The sequence below is a fragment of the Kribbella sp. C-35 genome, assembly GCF_046549195.1.
Lineage (GTDB): Bacteria > Actinomycetota > Actinomycetes > Propionibacteriales > Kribbellaceae > Kribbella.
In genome coordinates, this window is sequence record NZ_JAJPWG010000006.1 from 331765 (window position 1) to 346674 (window position 14910).

At 68.4% G+C, this 14910-nt stretch carries 13 protein-coding genes; 6 read left to right on the forward strand and 7 right to left on the reverse strand.

Annotated features, from left to right (window positions below; genetic code table 11):
- Positions 1–35: 35 nt before the first annotated feature.
- The 3 genes from ACLJOO_RS36290 to ACLJOO_RS36300 all read right to left on the reverse strand — a co-directional run bounded on the left by ACLJOO_RS36290 (position 36) and on the right by ACLJOO_RS36300 (position 2945).
- Entirely contained in the window at positions 36–932 is an 897-nt protein-coding gene (locus ACLJOO_RS36290) for an endonuclease/exonuclease/phosphatase family protein (protein ID WP_410792206.1), read from the reverse strand.
- Positions 933–1038: 106 nt separating this feature from the next.
- Positions 1039–1752, reverse strand: coding sequence for an HAD family hydrolase (locus tag ACLJOO_RS36295; RefSeq protein ID WP_410792207.1), 714 nt, complete (start codon positions 1750–1752; stop codon positions 1039–1041).
- A 47-nt stretch (positions 1753–1799) separates the two neighbouring features.
- Positions 1800–2945 carry a CPBP family intramembrane glutamic endopeptidase gene (locus ACLJOO_RS36300; RefSeq protein WP_410792208.1) on the reverse strand — a complete coding sequence of 382 codons (1146 nt, stop codon included), beginning with the start codon at positions 2943–2945 and terminating at the stop codon, positions 1800–1802.
- 46 nt (positions 2946–2991) lie between these two features.
- Between ACLJOO_RS36300 and ACLJOO_RS36305 the strand changes: the two genes are divergently transcribed.
- The 5 genes from ACLJOO_RS36305 to ACLJOO_RS36325 are packed head-to-tail and all read left to right on the forward strand — an operon-like array spanning position 2992 to position 7754.
- Entirely contained in the window at positions 2992–3957 is a 966-nt protein-coding gene (locus ACLJOO_RS36305; RefSeq protein WP_410792209.1) for a Dyp-type peroxidase, read from the forward strand.
- 38 nt (positions 3958–3995) lie between these two features.
- Positions 3996–5582 (forward strand): ATP-dependent DNA ligase, encoded by a 1587-nt coding sequence (locus ACLJOO_RS36310; protein WP_410792210.1) that lies wholly within the window; start codon positions 3996–3998, stop codon positions 5580–5582.
- On the forward strand, positions 5575–6249 hold the full coding sequence (locus tag ACLJOO_RS36315; RefSeq protein ID WP_410792211.1) for a class I SAM-dependent methyltransferase: 675 nt from the start codon (positions 5575–5577) through the stop codon (positions 6247–6249). The genes ACLJOO_RS36310 and ACLJOO_RS36315 overlap by 8 nt, the downstream gene beginning before the upstream one ends.
- 6 nt (positions 6250–6255) lie before the next feature.
- Positions 6256–6840 (forward strand): O-methyltransferase, encoded by a 585-nt coding sequence (locus ACLJOO_RS36320; protein WP_410792212.1) that lies wholly within the window; start codon positions 6256–6258, stop codon positions 6838–6840.
- 44 nt (positions 6841–6884) lie between these two features.
- A complete protein-coding gene (locus ACLJOO_RS36325) occupies positions 6885–7754 on the forward strand; it encodes a helix-turn-helix domain-containing protein (protein WP_410792213.1) in 870 nt (289 codons plus the stop codon).
- Positions 7755–8498: 744 nt separating this feature from the next.
- Here ACLJOO_RS36325 and ctaD read toward each other — a convergent pair.
- The 3 genes from ctaD to ACLJOO_RS36340 are packed head-to-tail and all read right to left on the reverse strand — an operon-like array spanning position 8499 to position 11858.
- Positions 8499–10184 (reverse strand): cytochrome c oxidase subunit I, encoded by a 1686-nt coding sequence (gene ctaD, locus ACLJOO_RS36330; RefSeq protein ID WP_410792214.1) that lies wholly within the window; start codon positions 10182–10184, stop codon positions 8499–8501.
- 55 nt (positions 10185–10239) lie between these two features.
- Positions 10240–11043 carry an LLM class flavin-dependent oxidoreductase gene (locus tag ACLJOO_RS36335; RefSeq protein WP_410792215.1) on the reverse strand — a complete coding sequence of 268 codons (804 nt, stop codon included), beginning with the start codon at positions 11041–11043 and terminating at the stop codon, positions 10240–10242.
- Positions 11040–11858, reverse strand: a complete 819-nt coding sequence (locus tag ACLJOO_RS36340; RefSeq protein WP_410792216.1) for an alpha/beta fold hydrolase — start codon at positions 11856–11858, stop codon at positions 11040–11042. Before ACLJOO_RS36340 ends, ACLJOO_RS36335 begins: the two co-directional genes overlap by 4 nt.
- An 83-nt stretch (positions 11859–11941) precedes the next feature.
- Between ACLJOO_RS36340 and ACLJOO_RS36345 the strand changes: the two genes are divergently transcribed.
- The gene (locus tag ACLJOO_RS36345) at positions 11942–12811 is read left to right on the forward strand and encodes a LysR family transcriptional regulator (RefSeq protein ID WP_410792217.1); all 870 of its coding nucleotides are present in this window, start codon (positions 11942–11944) and stop codon (positions 12809–12811) included.
- Here the strand turns inward: ACLJOO_RS36345 and ACLJOO_RS36350 are convergent.
- Positions 12808–14814, reverse strand: a complete 2007-nt coding sequence (locus ACLJOO_RS36350) for a glycoside hydrolase domain-containing protein (protein ID WP_410792218.1) — start codon at positions 14812–14814, stop codon at positions 12808–12810. The two genes, ACLJOO_RS36345 and ACLJOO_RS36350, sit on opposite strands and share 4 nt — an antisense overlap.
- Positions 14815–14910 lie beyond the last annotated feature (96 nt).

Consider the following 14910-nt stretch of genomic DNA (forward strand, 5'->3'; position numbering starts at 1 on the left):
CTGGCTCGGGGGTCCTTTCGGTTGCCGGCCCAGCGTCAGCCCAGGTGGATCCAGGACTCGACCGGAAGGTGGTCACTCGGGAACTGCCCGTCCTTGCTGAAGGTGTTGATGCTCGCCTTCGAGACGCGCAGGCCCGGGGTGGTGAGGATCCAGTCGATCCGGTCCCCGTTCGGCGTCAGCGGCTTGTACCCGTGGAACGTCGCGTACAGGGCGCTGCGGCGCTCGGCCGTCACCCAGCTGTCCGCGAACTTCCCGCTCGTCACGAGCTTGTCGTACACGGTCAGCCCCGGCTTCGCGGCCTCGTTGTAGTCCGCGGTCATGATCACCGGCAGCGTCGGGTCGAACCCGGTGATCCGCTGCAGGATCAGGTCGGCGGACTTGGAGCGCGTGGTCGCGTCGTACGCCTCCAGATGAGTGTTGACCGCATAGAACTCCTTGGACGTCACCTTGTCCTTGAAGCGGACCCAGGTGACCATCCGCGGGCAGCAGCCGGCCCAGGTCTTCGAGCCGATCACGTCCGGGGTGTCCGACAGCCAGAAGTGGTCGTACTCGAGCGGCTGCAGGCGGCGCTGGTCGAAGAAGATCATCATGAACTCCCCCTTGCTGCCGCCCTCCCGCCCCAGCCCGATCGAGTCGTACGCCGGGCCGAGGTCGGAGGCGATGTCCTGGAGCTGGGAGTACAGGCCTTCCTGGGTGCCGATGAGCTGCGGGCGGGCCTGCCGCAGCTGCTCGCGCATCACCGGACGCCGGTCCGCCCAGGTGTTCGGCGGGGTGTCGCTCGCGTACCGCAAGTTGTACGACATCACGTGCAGCGGACCAGCGGCTGTTGCGTCAGCTGAGGTTGGCGCGGCCTGTGACACACCGCTGGTGAGCGTCAGGCCGGCGACGGCCGCCGCGACGAGCGCGGCGAGCCGACGGCGCGTGGTGAACATGTCAAAAACCTCCAAGGGCGGTTTGCAAGGAGGTTGGACGTTAACCAGATCGGGTGACGCGTCGCTAGCCGTAGCGCGTCGCGGACGTGACTTGCTGAGAGACCTCTCAGGCGGCTGCTTCGTTCCAGGAGTCGATCAGCGGGAGCAGCTCGGACAGGCGCTGGACGGTCGCGTCCGGCGTACCTTCCGTGTGCCCGATCTGCTCGATCGGGATCGCGCTGTGCGGCAGGTGCGCCGCGCGCATCCCGACGTTCTGCGCGCCCCAGACGTCGTCGAACAGCCGGTCGCCGACGAACAGGCACCGAGACGGCTCGGACACCCCGACCGCCCGCATCGCGGCCAGGAACGCCTCCGGGTGCGGCTTGGTGTGCGCGATCTCGCTGGTGTAGACGGCGCCGTCGAGCAGGTCGAGTACGCCGTCGCGCGCGAAGACCTCCTCGTGCCGCCGCCGCGGCCAGAGGGTGTTCGACAGGACGCCGACCTTGAGACCGCGGTCCCGGAGTGCCTGCAGCGTGTCGACCGCGTCCGGCTCCAGCTCCGTGTGCGGATCCCACTGGCGCTCGTACTCCGCCAGCGCCGCGGGCGTCATCACCACCTCGGCCAGCGCGCACACCTCCTCGAAGGTGCTGCTGCGATGCTCGTCGCGCGAGCGCCGCCACACGGAGCCCTCGGCCTCGACCAGCCGGGCTGCCAACTGATCAGCGTTGTCCTTGTCGACCAGCACAGACACCGCCCGCCAGGTCTCATACAGAGAGATGTGGTGCCAGGTTGCCAGCGTGCCGCCCCAGTCGAACAGGACGGCTTCGATCTTCGCGTTCATCACCCGGCAAAGCCTGCCAGACCCGACCGACAGTTCTCCTGTGCTTTTCAGCTCAGCCGGCGGATCTCCTGGCGGCGCGCCAGCCAGGTGACGGCTATCGCATAGAACGCCAGGCACGGAATGTCCGCGACGAACAGCGTCCACGGGGCGCTGCCCTGGACGTCCCACTGATCCCCGCGGCCAGTTGCCGCCGGCAACAGAAAGGCGATGAGGTTGTTCAGCACGTGCAGAGCGATCGCGGCTTCGAGTCCCCCGGTCCGGACGGTCAGCCAGCCGACCACCACCGCGAACATGAAGATGTCCGCCATCGCCCAGCCGATGTACCCGTGGGCGGACGCGAAGGCGACACCTCCGACGACGATCCCGGGCCACGGCGAGCGGAACAGCCTCCGCAACCAGCCCGCCCGTCCGTTCGGGTCGTTCGGCCCGTAGGCGCCGACCGCCTGGATCAGCCAGCCGCGGAACACGAACTCCTCGGCCGCCGACTGGAACGGCACCAGGACCAGGATCACCAGCGCCGGTACGACGAACGCGCTGAAGCCGATCCAGTCTCCGCCGGCGGTCCCGATCGAGTCGTCGGACGGAAACACCGCGTCGACCAGCACGCCCATCGCGAACGAGAGCGCGATGTACCCGAACGCCGGCAGGCAGCACCACAGCAGCCAACGCCAGCGGATCCGGTTCAGCACCGAGGCGACGCTCCAGAACGGCCGGCGTTGGACCAGCCACGCGACCAGGCCGACGAGCGGAGTCAGGATGCCGAGCATCACCAGCGTCACGGCGAGGTTCTCGGTGTCGCTCGGGAAGATGTCCGTGCCGCTCGGCGCCGGGAACGGTCCGGCCAGGGCCCGATGCACGATCACCCAGACGACCACGACGAGCGAGGTCAGGACGAGCGCGAAGAGGCCGAGCAGGAGGGTTCCGACGAAGGGCCGCCACCACGCGTGCTTCGGCGTACGGGCGAGCCGGTGGTACGGCGTACCTGCCGGTGCCGGGACCGTGCGCGGCTCGCGGTTCGCGTACGGCGACGGGTAGGCGCCGTACGGCTGCTGGTACGGCGGCGGGTATTGGGGCGGATATTGGGCCGGGTACTGCTGCGGGTACGGGCCGGGGTGGGGCGGCAGTGGTGGTGGCTGCCCCGGCTGGGAGTATGGGCCCGGTTGCGGAGACGGCCCGGGCTGCTGCGGGTCCATGACTGGACTCTAGAAGATCGAGCCAACTGGACGGAGGGAGAACGCGGTGGTTACTGAATCGACGCCGGCCGATCGGCAGACGGACGCCTTGCCGCAGTCCGTGCTGATGCCGTTGAGCGGCTCCGCCATCTTCCTGGTGGTCCACGTGGAGCCGGGTGGCGAGGACCGCACCCGCGACCTGCTGGAGCGGCTGAGTGGTCTCGTGCGTTCGGTCGGGTTCCGCGTGCCGGCCGGCAACCTCTCGTGCGTCACCAGCATCGGCTCCGACGTCTGGGACCGCTTGTTCAGCGGCCCGCGCCCGGCCGAACTGCACCCGTTCGTCGAGCTCAAAGGCGCCACGCACCACGCGCCGTCGACCGCGGGCGATCTGCTCTTCCACATCCGGGCCGCGCACCAGGACCAGTGCTTCGAGCTGGCCGGCCAGATCATGAACGTGCTCGACGGCGCCGCGACGGTCGTCGACGAGGTGCACGGCTTCAAGTACTTCGAGATGCGTGACCTGCTCGGCTTCGTCGACGGCACCGAGAACCCGACCGGCAGCGAGGCCCACGCCGCCGTCCTGATCGGCGACGAGGACCCGGACTTCCGCGGCGGCAGCTACGTGATCGTGCAGAAGTACCTGCACGACCTGAAGGCCTGGAACGCGCTGAGCGTCGAGCAGCAGGAGCTCGCCGTCGGCCGGACCAAGCTCGACGACATCGAGCTCGACGACGCCAAGAAGCCCGGCAACGCGCACATCGTGCTGAACGTGGTCGAGGACGAGGACGGCAACGAGCTGCAGATCCTGCGCGACAACATGCCGTTCGGCACCATTGGCACGCAGGAGTTCGGCACCTACTTCATCGGGTACGCCAAGACGCCGGCGGTGACCGAGCTGATGCTCCGGCGGATGTTCATCGGGGTGCCCGAGGGAAACCACGACCGGCTGCTCGACTTCTCCACCGCGGTCACCGGCTGCCTGTTCTTCACGCCGCCCGCGGACTTCCTGGACGACCTGCCGCCGGCGCCCTGATCCCACTGTCACTCACCCCGCCCGGAACTGTCGGCTGGGTGAGTGACACTGGGAACATGTTGCTCACCGAGGTGGTCGAGACGTCGGCCGCGCTGGCCGGGACCCGGTCGCGGCTGAAGAAGGCCGAGTTCATCGCCGGGTTGTTGTCCAAGGCCACCGAACCGGCCGAGATCGAGATCGTCGTGACGTACCTGTCGGGCGAGCTCCGGCAGCGGCGCACCGGGGTGGGCTGGCGCACGTTGACGGACACGCCGGATCCGGCCGCCGAGCCGTCGGTGACGGTCGAGGAGGTCGACGCCACGTTCGCGGAGCTGGCGGAGATGTCGGGCACCGGCGTACAGGCTCGCCGACGGGCGGCCGTGGACGGGTTGTTCGGGCGGGCGACGGCGGAAGAGCAGCGGTTCCTGCGGCTCCTCGTCGGGGGTGAGCTGCGCCAGGGCGCGCTCGACGGCGTGATGGCGGATGCGGTCGCGCGGGCGACGGGCATCCCGCTGGACAAGATCCGGGCCGCGGCGATGTTGCGCGGGGCGGCCGCTCCGGTCGCGGTCGCCGTACTGACCGAGGGTGAGGCGGGGCTCGCGCAGTTCGGGCTCGAGGTCGGTCGCGGGGTGCAGCCGATGCTCGCGCAGTCGGCGACGAGTGTGGCGGAGGCGTTGGAGAAGACGGGTACGCCGGCTGCGCTCGAGTGGAAACTGGACGGGATCCGGATCCAGGCGCACCGAGACGGCGAGAAGGTCGTCGTCTACACGCGGACGCTGGACGACATCACCTCGCGGGTGCCTGAGGTGGCGACTGCCGTTCTCGCGCTCGATGCACAGCAGGTCGTGCTCGACGGCGAGCTCATCGCATTGCGGAGCGACGGGCGGCCGGAGCCGTTCCAGGTGACGGGGTCGCGGACGGCGACCCGAGCTGCGACGGGGCCGGAGTCGGTGCCGCTGACGCCGTACTTCTTCGACATCCTGCATCAGGACGGTGAGGATCTGCTCGGGCTCGGCGGGGCCACGCGCCAGGCGTGGCTGGCGAAGCTGGTGCCCGAGGAGCGCCGGGTGCCGCGGCTCGTGACCGATGACGCGGAGGCCGGTCATGCGTTCTTCGCGGAGGCCGTACGTCGTGGGCACGAGGGTGTGATGGTGAAGTCGTTGACCGTGCCGTACGAGGCCGGCCGGCGCGGTTCGGGATGGGTCAAGGTCAAGCAGACGCACACGCTCGACCTGCTCGTGCTGGCGGCGGAGTGGGGTCACGGGCGGCGGACGGGCTGGTTGTCGAACCTGCATCTGGGCGCGCGGGACTCCGTCACCGGAGAGTTCGTGATGCTCGGGAAGACGTTCAAGGGGCTCACGGACGAGCTGCTGCGGTGGCAGACGGAGCGGTTCCAGGAGATCGCCGTACGGCGGGACGACTGGGCCGTGTACCTCAAGCCGGAGGTGGTGGTGGAGATCGCGTTCGACGGCGTACAGACCTCGCCGCGGTACCCGGCTGGGATGGCGCTGAGGTTCGCCCGGGTGATCCGGTATCGCGAGGACAAGCGGCCCGACGACGTTGATACCGTGCAGACGGTGCGCGAGATCCACACCGGTGCTGATATCGGTGCTGATACCGGTTCTGATGGGGTGAACGATGACTGAAGATCCCGATGTCGTGTCGCGGCGGATCGCGCGCGAGTCGCTCGACCGGGACGATCCGACCGGCTGGTTCGAGAACCTGTACGCCGCGGCAGCCGAGGGCTCCGCAGTCGTCCCGTGGGATCGCGGCACGGCGCACCAGTTGCTGCTCGAATGGGTCGAGGAGTCCGCGCCGGACGGTGCCGACAAGACAGCGCTGATCGTCGGAGCGGGCACCGGGTGGGACGCGGAGCTAATCGCTGACCGCGGGTACGACACGACCGCGTTCGACATCTCCCCCACCGCGATCGAGACCGCGCACGGCAACCACCCTGACTCGAGGGCGCACTATCTCGTCGCCGATCTGCTTGCGCCACCAGCTGATTGGCACCAGGCGTTCGACCTCGTCGTGGAGATCTACACCGTGCAGGCGCTCCCGATCGCACTCCAGCCGGAGGCCGTCAAGCACGTCACATCATTCGTGGCCCCCGGAGGCACCTTGCTGGTCATCGCCGCCGCCCGGCCGGACGACCAGCCCGACGACGACATCCAAGGTCCGCCCTGGCCGCTCACCCTCGCGACCATCCAGTCGTTCGCCACCGCGGACCTCCAGCTCATCCAACTCACCCAGTCCCCGAGCCCGGCCGACCCGACCGTCCTCCGCTGGCGAGCCGAATACCTGCGCGACTGAGACCTCATGGCCGACTTGCCAGCGCTCGTCCAGCGAGCCCAGGACGCGGCCATTGAAGTCGGGATGCCGCTGCGGCGGGAGGGAACTGGACCGTCCTGTTGCCTGCCGGACGTGGGCCGATTTCTCGCCGTGCTGGCGGCTGGGTGCGTCGACGGCCTCATAGGCGAGGCGGGTACCGGCATTGGCTACGGGGCCGCATGGATGGCGTCGGCGATGCCGGCCGCCTGCCGTCTGGTGACAGTGGAGCTGGACGAGACACGTGTGGCTGCGGCTCGGCGGGTGTTCGCGGACGAGCCGCGGGTTGAAGTGGTGCACGGGGACTCGTTCGACGAGTTGGCGCGGCGGGGGCCGTTCGATCTGCTCTTTGCGGACGGCGGAAGTCATCCCGCCGCGATCGTCGACCTGGTGCGGATCGGCGGGCGGCTGGTGAACGACGACGTGACGCCGGTGGACGTGCTGCCGGCCGATTCGCCGTACCGGGAACACGATCCGAAACGGGAGTTCTTCTTCGGCGACCCGCGCCTCGTGGCGGCCGAAGTGGTACTTCCGGACCTCCGAAACTCCCTGCTCGTGGGTACTCGAGTGCGCTGACACTGCATGGGAACATTTGTTCGATAATCATGTAGACTCGGGGTATGGCGGGGCGAAGTGTGGTGGGGCCGACGGCGTTGCGGATGATGCTCGGGAGTCATCTGCGGGAGCTGCGTGAGCGCGCCGGCGTCACTCGCACCGATGCCGGCTGGGCGATCCGGGCCTCGGAGTCGAAGATCAGCCGCCTCGAGCTCGGCCGGGTCGGATTCAAGGAACGCGATGTGTCCGACCTGCTGACGTTGTACGGCGTGCAGGATGCCCGCGAGCGCGATCGGCTGCTGCAGCTCGCCCGCGAGGCCAACGACCCGGGCTGGTGGCATCGGTACGGCGACGTCACGCCGGAGTGGTTCGACTCGTATCTCGGGCTCGAGGCGACCGCCGAGCTGATCCGGACGTACGAGATCCAGTTCGTGCCCGGCCTCCTGCAGACCGCGGACTACGCGCGCGCCGTCGCGCAGCTCACGCCCAGTGGAGCACGCACCGACAGTGAGATCGAGCGGGTCGTCGCCTTGCGCACCCGACGGCAACGGGTGCTCGACCGCGAGCCGCCACTCAAGCTCTGGGCAGTGATCGAGGAGTCCGTCCTGCACCGGCCGATCGGCGGCACCGACGTACTGCGCAGCCAGCTCGACGCCCTCCGCGAAGCCGTCACCCGCCCGAACGTGACCGTCCAGATCATCCCCCTCGAAAGCGCCGGCCACGCCGCGACCGGGGGCGCCTTCAGCCTGCTCCGCTTTCCGCAGCGCGACCTCCCCGACATCGTCTACCTGGAACACCTCACCAGCGCGCTCTACCTGGACAAACGCGACGACGTAGAGGCCTACACCCAGGCCCTGGACCTCCTGGCCTCCACCAGCCCGTCCCCCCAGCAAACCGAGCAAGAACTAACCCGCCTGCTCGCACGCTTGCCATAGCCACCGCGAACCCCGGCGCACCGCGCCCGAGCAGTCGTCCGCGAGCGACCAACCACCACCTCACGAGCCACCCTCACCGCACCGTGCGCGTGGCAGCTCAGTCGGGCGTCGGCGCTCCAGGCCCTTGCCGTCGTCGGCGTGATGCGGCACCTACTGCTGTTCGTCACTCGGCGGGGCTGCCCCCGGTCCGTCCCGCCGTACGGTCCTACACCGCGCCCCTCGGTTCGCAGCGGGTGAGCTCCCAACACGCGAGACGAGCGCCCGCCGAGCCGGTGTCCTGTTCGGCGCGGACGGCGCGTCGCAACACCAAGGGATATCCGCCGGCGTTGTGCCTTCTCCGTCGGTATGCGAGGGGAGAACCCACAACGCCAGTGGATATCCCCGCCTGTGTAGGTGACGTGTTGCATGCCGACACAACGCTGCCCCACCGGGAGCAGGCTGGACGATCGGGGGGCAGCTGGGCGATCGGGTTGGTGGCGGTCAGCTGCTCGCGACCGTCGGATCGACAGCTCGACAGGTAGTGCACCGGTGAGACGCTGTACGCATAGACACGTTCACGCTCAGGTGCACTACCCACCCCCCTGACACGTCCTGTCCTCCTGCAGATCCCACCAGGACCAGTCGCCCTGGAACCGGTCGGCCCGGGCCGCGTGTACTGCCGGCTGGCTGACAGCTCAGCAGGCGGGCACCGCCCGCATCCGCTGGTCCGCGGATGCGGGCGGTGCCGCCAAGGCGTACGGCGTGTTAGATCTCGATCTCCTGCTTGTGGCTGGTGATGGCGAGGTCTGGGTGGTGGAGGTCGAAGGCTGGGGACTCCGAACGGATCCGGGGGAGTTTCACGAAGTTGTGGCGGGGTGGTGGGCAGCTGGTCGCCCACTCGAGTGAGCGACCCCAGCCCCACGGATCGTCGACCTGTACCCGAGGAGTGCGGCGTGACTTGTAGATGTTGTAGAGGAACGGCAGTGTCGACAGCCCGAGGATGAAGGCGCCGACCGTCGACACCTGGTGCAGGACGGTGAAGCCCTCGTTCGCGCGGTAGTCGGCGTACCGTCGCGGCATCCCCTCGACGCCCAGCCAGTGCTGCACCAGGAACGTCGTGTGGAAGCCGACGAACAGCATCCAGAAGTGCAGCTTGCCCAGCCGCTCGTCGAGCATCCGCCCGGTCAGCTTCGGCCACCAGAAATAGAACCCGGCGAACATCGCGAACACCACGGTGCCGAAGACGACGTAGTGGAAGTGCGCGACCACGAAGTACGTGTCCGACAGCTGGTAGTCCAGCGCCGGCGACGCGAGGATGACGCCGGTCAGACCGCCGAACAGGAACGTGGCGAGGAACCCCACCGACCACAGCATCGGCGTGTCCAGCGAGACCGACCCGCCCCAGATCGTGCCGATCCAGTTGAAGAACTTCACCCCGGTCGGGACCGCGATCAGGAACGTCATGAACGAGAAGAACGGCAGGTTCACCGAGCCGGTGACGAACATGTGGTGCGCCCAGACCGCGATCGACAACGCCCCGATCCCGAGGGTCGCGGCGACCAGACCGTAGTACCCGAAGATCGGCTTGCGGCTGAACACCGGGAGGATCTCGGTGATGATGCCGAAGAACGGCAGCGCGATGATGTACACCTCGGGATGCCCGAAGAACCAGAACAGGTGTTGCCAAAGTATCGCCCCGCCGTTCGCGGCATCGAATACGTGCGCGCCCAACGTGCGGTCCGCCTCCAGAACGAGCAGCGCCGCGGCGAGGATCGGGAACGCGATCAGCACCAGGATCGACGTCACCAGAATGTTCCAGCAGAAGATCGGCATCCGGAACATCGTCATCCCGGGTGCACGCATGGTGATGATCGTGGTGATGAAGTTGACGCCGCCGAGGATGGTCCCGAGACCGGCCATCCAGAGCCCCATGATCCACAGGTCTCCCCCGATCCCTGGCGACCGCGTGCCACCCGACAACGGCGCGTACGCCGTCCAGCCGAAGTCGGCTGCCCCGCCCGGGCTCATGAACGCGCTGAGCGTGATCAACCCGCCGAACAGGAACAGCCAGTAACTGAACATGTTCAGCCGCGGGAACGCGACGTCCGGCGACCCGATCTGCACCGGCATGATGACGTTGGCGAACCCGACGAACAACGGGGTCGCGAACAGCAGCAGCATGATCGTGCCGTGCATGGTGAAGAGCTGGTTGTACACCTCTTCGTTCACGATCTGCAGACGCGGCTCGGCCAGCTCGGCGCGAACGATCAGCGCCATCACGCCGGCGATCAGGAAGAACGCGAACGACGTGACGAGGTACAGCTGGCCGATCACCTTGTGGTCGGTCGTCGACAACAGCCGGCCGATCACCTGCCCCAGCGGCCGCCGCCCCACCTCGGCAGCGGTCGAGGAGCGCTCGGTGACTCCGGCGTGCCCGCTGACACTGACCATGCGACCTCCCGTCCTACCGCGTCCCTTCGATTAGACACCTATGAATCGTCATCAGCTACCTCTGAGGACCCGCCGCGATCATCACGCGTACGTCGGCCAGGCGCAGCGTCGCCGGGTCGACGTCCATCAGGCACCAGGTCGCCCCCGCCTCGGCGTACGGGCGTGGATCGACCGACGGCTCCAGCGCCACCGCGATGTCGTAGTCGTCCAGGTTGCCGCGGAGTTCACGCAGTACGGCGGCCGGCTCTGCCACCTGATCCGGTGACGTGAGGTTGACCGGGAAGAATCCGTCGTACCGCGCCGCCCGGCGGATCGGCTTCGCGTTGCCCGGGAACCCGGCGAGCCAGACCGGCACTCGGCCGGCCACCGGGCGCGGCAGGAACTGTACGTCGTCGACCAGGTAGTGCTTGCCGTGGTGGTTCACCGGCTCCCCCGTCCACCCGGCCGTCAGGATCTCGAGCGTCTCGTCCATCCGCTCGGCGCGCGCCCGGTCGTCCACCTCCTCGCCGGTCTTGGAGTACTCCTGCGCGAACCGGTCGCTGCCCAGCCCGACCCCGAGGATCAGCCGGCCGCCCGAGAGCCGGTCCAGGGTCGTTGTCTCACGCAACAACTTGGTCGGCCGCCGGCGCGCGATCGGCGAAACCATCGGCCCGATCCGCAGCTGTTCCGTTGCGGTCGCCATCGCGCTCATCGTGATCCACGGATCCGACACCTCGCGGATCGGTTCCCGCCACCACAGCTGATCCCACAGGAAGAACCCGTCCCACCCGGCCTCCTCGGCCGCCGCCGCGAGCCGCGCGACCTCCACCGGATCGGACAACTCGTCGAACAGCGGCAGCCAGACTGCGTACTTCATCATCGCTCCTCGGTGTGGTTGATCAGCTCATCGACAAAGGTCGTCCAGTACGGCGCCGACAGCCCGTGCCCCATGCCCGCTAGCACTGCTAGCCGAGCGCCCGGCACCGCGTCCCGGATCGACTCGCCGTGCGGCAGCGGAAGCAGCGGATCCGCATCGCCGTGCAGTACGAGAACCGGCATCGCCAGGTCGCCGAAGCCGCCGTTCCGCGGTCCGTCGAACGTCATCGCGAAGTGGTTCGTCAGCGAGCCCTCGTAGTTCCTCGCCCGCCCCATGTCCTCCCGCACCAGAGCGCGGGCCTCGGTCTCGTCGAAGTGACCCGCCGCCTCGGCCTCGATCGACCGTACGACGTACTCCTCGACCGCAGCGGTGTCGCCGAAGTCCGGCCAACCCAACCGTGGCATGTCGGCCGATGGCGGCGGAAGTCCGTCGTCGCCGGTGCTCGTGGACACGAACGTCAGCGACGCGACTCGCGACGGGTGGTCGACGCCCAGTATCAGCGCCGTACCGCCCGACATCGACTGCGCCACCACGTGCGCCCGATCCACACCAAGCGCGTCGAGCAGACCGACAGCGTCGCCCGCCAGGTCGCTCATCGCGTAGCCCGGCGCACCGGTCGGGAACGACGTCGACTGGCCGGTGTCGCGCTGGTCGTATCGGATCACGAAGCGGCCGCGCGCCGCCAACTCGGCACACAGCCGCGCGTCCCACCAGACCATCGACGCGCCGGCGCCGTGGATCAGCAGGACCGCGGGATCGGCAGGATCGCCGTACGTCTCCGCGCAGAGTTCGACGTCGTTGACTGGGTAAGTGGTCATGCTTCGACCGTAGAAGCGAATGATCATCGTGAAAAGCGATGGATTCTTATCAAAGCGATCGCCATCAGCGATAGAGTCTCTCCATGTACGAGTTGCGTCATCTGGCGACGCTGGCCGCTGTCGCCGACGAGGGGTCGTTCGGCCGTGCCGCGAGCAGGCTGAGGTACACCCAGTCGAGCGTCAGCCAGCAGATCGCGATTCTGGAGAAGGCGGCCGGCGGTCCGCTGTTCGACCGGCCCGGTGGACCCAAGCCGGTCCGGATCACCCCGCTGGGCACGGTCGTCCTGCAGCACGGACGCGAGCTGCTGCGTCGCGCCGACGAGATGCGCGACGGCATCGAGCGGTTCCGGGCAGGCGACAGCCGGATCGACATCGGCACGTTCCAGACGGTCTCGAACACGCTGCTGCCGCAGGTGATCCGTGAACTCCGCGACGCCCATCCGGGGTGCGACATCCGGCTGTTCGAGGAGGAGACCGATGATCCCGACCTCGCCGGGCTCGACCTGATGTTCTTCGACGGCCGGGGCGGTGACGGCATCGAGGACCTCAAACTGCTCGACGACCCGTACTTCCTGGTCGCGCGGCCCGGCGACTTCCCGGCCGGGCCGGTCGCCCTCGAGAGGCTCGACGGGCAGGCGCTGGTCGCGCATCCCGCGATCTGCCACCAGGCCGTCGTCGAAGACTTCCTCAACGCCCGCGGCATCCGCCCGCAGGTCGTGTTCCGCACCGAGGGCAACGAGGCACTGCTCGCAATGGTCCGCGCCGGCCTCGGCGCGGCACTGATGCCGCGTCTCGCCGTACTCCGGGACGACGAGAGTCTGGCGCTGCATCAGCTCACGCCAGAACTCCCGCCGCGGGAGATCTTCTTGCTGTGGCAGGCCGGCCGCACGCACTCACCGCTTGCGGCACACGCGATCGAGCTCGCGCGGAGTGCGGCGGCCGCCCTCATTTAGCTGACCGTCAGGACCTTCGACGCCGTCTGCGTGCCTTGGTGGTCGGCGTCCGCCAGCCACACCACGCGGTACGTGTACGTGCCGCGCGCGGTCGGCTTGATGCTGAACGCGTACTTCCCGTTCGTCGTCAGCTTCCCGGTCGTCACGGCCACCCACGACGTACCGGAACGACGCTGCAGGTACGCCGTCGTACCGGCATGCGGCGGGTTCAGGTAGCCGTACAGCAAGGTCGAACCGCCGAGCGTGATCGCCGCCGGAGTCAGGTACGCCGACATCGCCGGGTGGACCTGCACAAGTGCCGCCGCGCTCCGCGTCCCGAGCACGCCGGTGGTGCCGTTGTAGCCCCACATGTAGTACGTCGACACGGCCGGCTTCTGCGACGTCGTCGCCACACCGTTCGCGTCCGAGGTGAACGTGCCGACCGTCGACCACTTGCTGGCGTTCTTCGCCTTCGAGTACAGCACCACCGGTACGCCGGCCAGCTTCGCGCCGTCGAGCCGGGTCACGGCCGTCGAGAGCGTCACCGCGCCCGTGTACATGATGGAGGCCGCACTCGCCCCGATCGTCGCCTTCGAACCGACCAGCCGTACGTCGACGCCCGGACCGATCTTGCCCTTGCTGTCCTTCACCCACACGCGATACGCGTAGCTGGCCGAGTTCGCCAGCCCGGTGTGGGTGAACAAGCTCGCCGTGCCGTTGTAGATCGGCGTACCCGACGTCGGCAACGGCGGCGGCGTCGAACCCGACGCGGCGCGGACCATGATCTGCCCGAGCGTCGTGTTGGCGGGCTTCGTCCACCGCAGCGTGGCGGCCGCCACCCCACCCGACACGGTGAAGCTGGTCACCGGAGGCGGCGGAGCGGTCAGGTTGAGGTAGTCCTTGTCGATGTTCAGCGTCACGCCACCGTTGGTCTCCGTGACGTTGTCGTACTGATGAACCCGCTGGTGGTTGCTCCAGTACGTCGCCGGGATGGACATCGTGCCCGGCGTGCGGTTCCACTGCGCGACCCAGATGTTGTCGGGCCGCGTGTACGCCGTGTTCGCGTACGAGCCGACCAGCGCCTTCGCACCCGAATTGGCGCCGACGTACGCACCGCCGACGTACCCACGCGAGTTGAGCTCCTGCGTCCAGCCGCTCAGGTAGGACACCACTGCCGCGTCACAGGCGGCCGTCGGCGTGTACGCCTCGATGTCGCTGTAGATCGCACTCCGCTGCGCGAACCCGAGCGCCTGCGCCGCGGCGACCGCGTTGGCCGCAGCGTTCTTGCCCTGGATGAACGACGTCGCCGGCCGCGACGACATCACGCTTGTGTACTTCGTGCACGGCGCCTGATATCCGACGTCGATCAGCAGGAATTGCCAGCCCTTGGCGGCGTTCGTCGATACCCAGTTCGGGGTCAGGTTCGGCTGGGTTGCGCAGGCGCGCAGGCCGCCGCTGATGTAGATGCCGATTCCCTGGTACTTCGGCCGCCAGGCATCCATCGTGGCCTGGGTCGGCGCGTCGCAGGCGTCGAAGCCGTTGCCCGCGAAGTTGCCGGTGGCAACCACCGACGGCGTGACCGCGGCCGGCTGCGCGACCTGCGCCGACGAGGTCTTCGCGACCACACGCCCTGTGGCGAGCACGTCCTTCGCGGCGCTCTCGTCGCCTGGTGGGTAGTACGCGGTTGCGAGCACGCCGGCGTCGGCGATCGCGCGACGGAGCAGTCCGTCCGTCGACGGCTGTGCTGTGGTCAGCGGCTCCAGAACGAGGCCGGAGCTGCGGCCGACGAGGTGCGCCGGGCAGTTGGCCTGCGCCGTGCTGCGGCCCAGGTATACGGCCGGCTGATCGAGCCGCACACAGGCGGTCGGGTTTGCGGCCAGGTCGACGACCGGCCAGCTGGCTGGGACCGTCACTTGGTAGCCGCGGTACGAGACGGTCTTGGTGTCTTCAGCGGTCGCCGGTCCGCTCAAAGCGACTCCGGCGACCAGGCCAAGGGCAAGCGCGAGCCCCCCAGATCTGAACAACCTCACATTGCTCCCCAGTTCCATCGTTGGACGGTGCCCCCAAGTGAAGGCGAGCGCCTGCGCTCCTGTCGAAGAGCTTCCGGCACTCGCCTCGAT

Excerpts from the sequence above, each read along its gene's own strand:
- ctaD (WP_410792214.1), bottom strand. The coding sequence starts at position 10,184 with ATGGTCAGTGTCAGCGGGCACGCCGGAGTCACCGAGCGCTCCTCGACC.
- ACLJOO_RS36295 (WP_410792207.1), bottom strand. The coding sequence starts at position 1,752 with ATGAACGCGAAGATCGAAGCCGTCCTGTTCGACTGGGGCGGCACGCTG.
- ACLJOO_RS36300 (WP_410792208.1), bottom strand. The coding sequence starts at position 2,945 with ATGGACCCGCAGCAGCCCGGGCCGTCTCCGCAACCGGGCCCATACTCC.
- ACLJOO_RS36320 (WP_410792212.1), top strand. The coding sequence starts at position 6,256 with ATGGCCGACTTGCCAGCGCTCGTCCAGCGAGCCCAGGACGCGGCCATT.
- ACLJOO_RS36290 (WP_410792206.1), bottom strand. The coding sequence starts at position 932 with ATGTTCACCACGCGCCGTCGGCTCGCCGCGCTCGTCGCGGCGGCCGTC.
- ACLJOO_RS36335 (WP_410792215.1), bottom strand. The coding sequence starts at position 11,043 with ATGATGAAGTACGCAGTCTGGCTGCCGCTGTTCGACGAGTTGTCCGAT.
- ACLJOO_RS36340 (WP_410792216.1), bottom strand. The coding sequence starts at position 11,858 with ATGACCACTTACCCAGTCAACGACGTCGAACTCTGCGCGGAGACGTAC.
- ACLJOO_RS36345 (WP_410792217.1), top strand. The coding sequence starts at position 11,942 with ATGTACGAGTTGCGTCATCTGGCGACGCTGGCCGCTGTCGCCGACGAG.
- ACLJOO_RS36325 (WP_410792213.1), top strand. The coding sequence starts at position 6,885 with ATGGCGGGGCGAAGTGTGGTGGGGCCGACGGCGTTGCGGATGATGCTC.
- ACLJOO_RS36315 (WP_410792211.1), top strand. The coding sequence starts at position 5,575 with ATGACTGAAGATCCCGATGTCGTGTCGCGGCGGATCGCGCGCGAGTCG.